Source organism: Streptomyces sp. 13-12-16 (assembly GCF_002114215.1).
Taxonomy (GTDB): domain Bacteria; phylum Actinomycetota; class Actinomycetes; order Streptomycetales; family Streptomycetaceae; genus Streptomyces.
On the sequence record NZ_NCTE01001193.1, the window covers coordinates 1 to 3019 of the forward strand.

The 3019-nt window shown below is 74.6% G+C and carries 3 protein-coding genes and 1 pseudogene; 3 read left to right on the forward strand and 1 reads right to left on the reverse strand.

The genetic code is table 11. The annotated features are described in order from the left end of the window. Both B7767_RS37375 and B7767_RS37380 read left to right on the forward strand, forming a co-directional pair. Window positions 1-413, forward strand: a 413-nt coding sequence (locus B7767_RS37375; protein WP_179167458.1) for a CdaR family transcriptional regulator, incomplete at its 5' end; no start/stop codon positions are given. 160 nt (window positions 414-573) lie between these two features. Further along, window positions 574-1335: a hypothetical protein gene (locus B7767_RS37380; RefSeq protein ID WP_085575878.1), complete on the forward strand. Its 762-nt coding sequence runs from the start codon at window positions 574-576 to the stop codon at window positions 1333-1335. Between the two features lie 194 nt (window positions 1336-1529). Here B7767_RS37380 and B7767_RS37385 read toward each other — a convergent pair whose 3' ends face one another. Further along, window positions 1530-2372 (reverse strand): GntR family transcriptional regulator, encoded by an 843-nt coding sequence (locus B7767_RS37385; protein ID WP_085575879.1) that lies wholly within the window; start codon window positions 2370-2372, stop codon window positions 1530-1532. Between the two features lie 167 nt (window positions 2373-2539). Here B7767_RS37385 and B7767_RS37390 point away from each other — a divergent pair. Next, window positions 2540-3019 (forward strand): annotated as a pseudogene (locus B7767_RS37390) (iron-sulfur protein); the annotation flags it as partial.

Below are 3019 nucleotides of genomic sequence, written 5' to 3' on the forward strand. Positions count from 1 at the left end.
GCGTCTCCGCCGCCGTGCACTCGGCGGAGGGGCTGCGCGGGGCGCTGGAGGAGGCACGGCACGCCCGGCGCGTGGCCGCGGCCCGCCAGGGCCGGGTCTGCGCGGCCGGCCACCAGGAGCTGGCCTCGCACGTCCTGCTGCTGCCCTTCGTCCCCGACGACGTGCGGCGTGCCTTCACCGCCCGCCTCCTCGACCCGCTGCGGGACTACGACCGCCGGCACCGTGCCGAGCTGATCCCCACCCTGGAGGCGTTCCTCGACTGCGACGGTTCCTGGACCCGCTGCGCGTCCCGTCTCCACCTGCACGTCAACACGCTGCGGTACCGCGTCGGCCGCATCGAACAGCTGACGGGCCGTGACCTGTCCCGTCTGGAGGACAAGCTGGACTTCTTCCTCGCGCTGCGGATGAGCTGAACCCGTCCGGACCCGGGCCCGCGATTCGGGCCCGTGGTCCAGGACTTTGTGAAATCCTTCACCCACCCTCTTGGCCGGGCCCGGTGGTTCGTGCTGAGATGCGGCCACCACTCAACAGCTCGATGGCGTGCTCGGGGAGGGCAACGTGGCGCATACCGCCATGTCCGGTGACGGAACGACCGCCGATGACGATCCCCTCCAGACGGCGGTGTGGCGGCTGCGCTCCCGTGCCTGCTGGGCCGACGCCGCCGCCCTGCTCGAACCCGCCGGCCCGGACGCGGCGTTGCAGCGGGCGTCGCTGCTGGTGGAGCGGTGTCTGTACACCGAGGCGGGATGGGAGGAGGCCGAGGACGCGCTGCGTACGGCCGAGGCGCTGGCGCACACGGACGACGAGCGGGGGGCGGCCGCTTGTGAACGCGGGTACTTGGCCTACGCCGCCACCCTGTTCGCCGTACGCGACCGGGCGGACGAGGCGCGGGCCGCGCTCGGCCGGGCGGCGGCGCTGATCGCTCCGGGGGCGGCGGGGCGGGCGCTGCTGGACTTCCGGCGCGGCCTGATCGCCGAGAACCTCACCCGGTCACCGCAGGCGGCACGGGCCGCGTACCGCCGCGCCCACGCGGGCGCCACCGCACACGCCGACCCACTGCTGCTGTCGGCCACCTGGCGCCACCTGGCCGGACTGGCCCTGCGCGAAGGCGAGTTGGCCGAAGCGCGGCACGGCTTCGCCGAATCCCTGCGCATCCGGGAGGAGTTGGGCTACCTCGTCGGCACGGCCCCCGCCCTGGTCTCCCTGGCCGACACGGAGACCGAACCGGAGGCCGGCCGGCTCCGCGAGGAGGCCCGCCGTCTCTTCCGCCTCCTGGGAGGCGTCCCCACGTGGCTCGCCCGCCAGTTGGTACCGCCGGGGGCGGCGACGGCGTAGGGTTTTCGCCCCCGCCGCCCTTACCCGTCCCGTCCCGTCCCGTCCCGTCCCGGGGGCGCTGCCCCCGGACCTCCGCTCCTCAAACGCCGGAGAGGCTGAATTTCAGCCTCTCCGGCGTTTGAGGAGCGGGATCTGGGGCGGAGCCCCAGGTTCGGGGCGGGAAGGGGCGGCGGGGGCGGAGGAGTCCGGCCCGTTCACACCGCCCCGTTGAAATGCTCCCCCACCAGCGAGCGCACCACATCGAAGCCCCCCGCGATCAACGCGTCCAGCAGGGCCGTGTGCTCATGGGCGTCGGCCACCAGCTCCGCCCGCCCACGGCCACCGGGAGCGCCCCCCACCAGGGGCCACTGCGCACGCCGGTGCAGATCCTCCGCGATGCGGACCAGCTGCTCGTTGCCCGCGAGCGCGAGCACCGCCCGGTGAAAGGCCCGATCGGCCTCCGCGTACGTGGCCCGGCACCCGGAGGACGCCGCCCGGACCGTGGCCTCCGCCAGCGGCCGCAGCTCGGCCCACCGCTCGGGCGGCACCGTCCGCGCCAGCCGCATCATCACCGGCACCTCGATCAACGCCCGGACCTCGGCGAGCTCGGCCAGCTCCCGCGCGCCCCGCTCGACCACCCGGAACCCCCGGTTGGGCACGACCTCGACCGCACCCTCCAGCGTGAGCTGCTGCATCGCCTCCCGCACGGGCGTCGCGGAAACCCCGAACCGCTCCGCCAGCACAGGGGCCGAGTACACCTCGCCGGGCCGCAGGTCACCCGTCACCAGCGCGGTGCGCAGGGCGTCGAGGACCTGCCCGCGCACGGAGGACCGCCGGACGACGGCCCGGGGCCGCGGAAGGGCGGTCTCTCCGTGCGTGTGCTCACCGCGCGCGGCACCGTCCTCGGCACAGCCCGGCCGCTCACGCCGCTCACGCCGGTCACGCTCCGGCTCCGCGTCCTGCGCCGCGGGCTGTACGGGAACCCGGAACCGCCCCGTGGCGGCCGGCCCGGTCACCGCGTCCCCCGTCACGGCGGACCCCTGCGTGCCCTGCTTCACAAGGTCCTCCTGCGGACGTTTCGGTACTTGAGGTCATTACGGCGGGTTGTCACCTGTCCGTCAAGCACCATAAACGCACGGGGGCGCCGGTTCACATCGCCACGATGTTCGGTAAGGTGAGCCTTACCTTTATTGCCCTGCTCCTCGAGACGTGAAGGGGTGGTCCCATGCCCGTGCCCGGTTCGGCCGTCGCGGACGCGTACGCCCGCCTGGCGGAGGCCTTCCCCGCCCTGGCCGTCACCGAACTCGGCACCGGCGAGGCGGCACCCACGGGCGGCGGCTGGGTCGCCGCGTCCGCTCTCGCCGAGGGCGGGTCCGAGCTGGAGCGTTTCCTCGCCTGGGACGACACCCAGGTACTGCGGGACTACGGGCAGCAGGGCCGTCCGGACGTGATCGCCAGCTTCGGTCTGCACCGCTACGCCTGGCCCGCCTGCCTGCTGATCACCGTGCCGTGGTTCCTGCACCGCCGCGTGCCGTACTACCCCGCGACGCACGTCTCGTTCGACCGTACCGCCGCCGGCCTCGCCGTGGGCCGCATGGCCGTACGGCCCGACGGCTTCGCCTGCCTGCCCGGCGACCCCGCCGCCGCGCTGTCCGGCGCCCGCGTGGTGCCCGACGAGGAGGCGCTGCGCGCGGCGGTGCGCGAG

What these genes read in the sequence shown, in the direction of transcription:
- B7767_RS37380 (WP_085575878.1), top strand. Translation starts at nt 574, where the DNA reads ATGTCCGGTGACGGAACGACCGCCGATGACGATCCCCTCCAGACGGCG.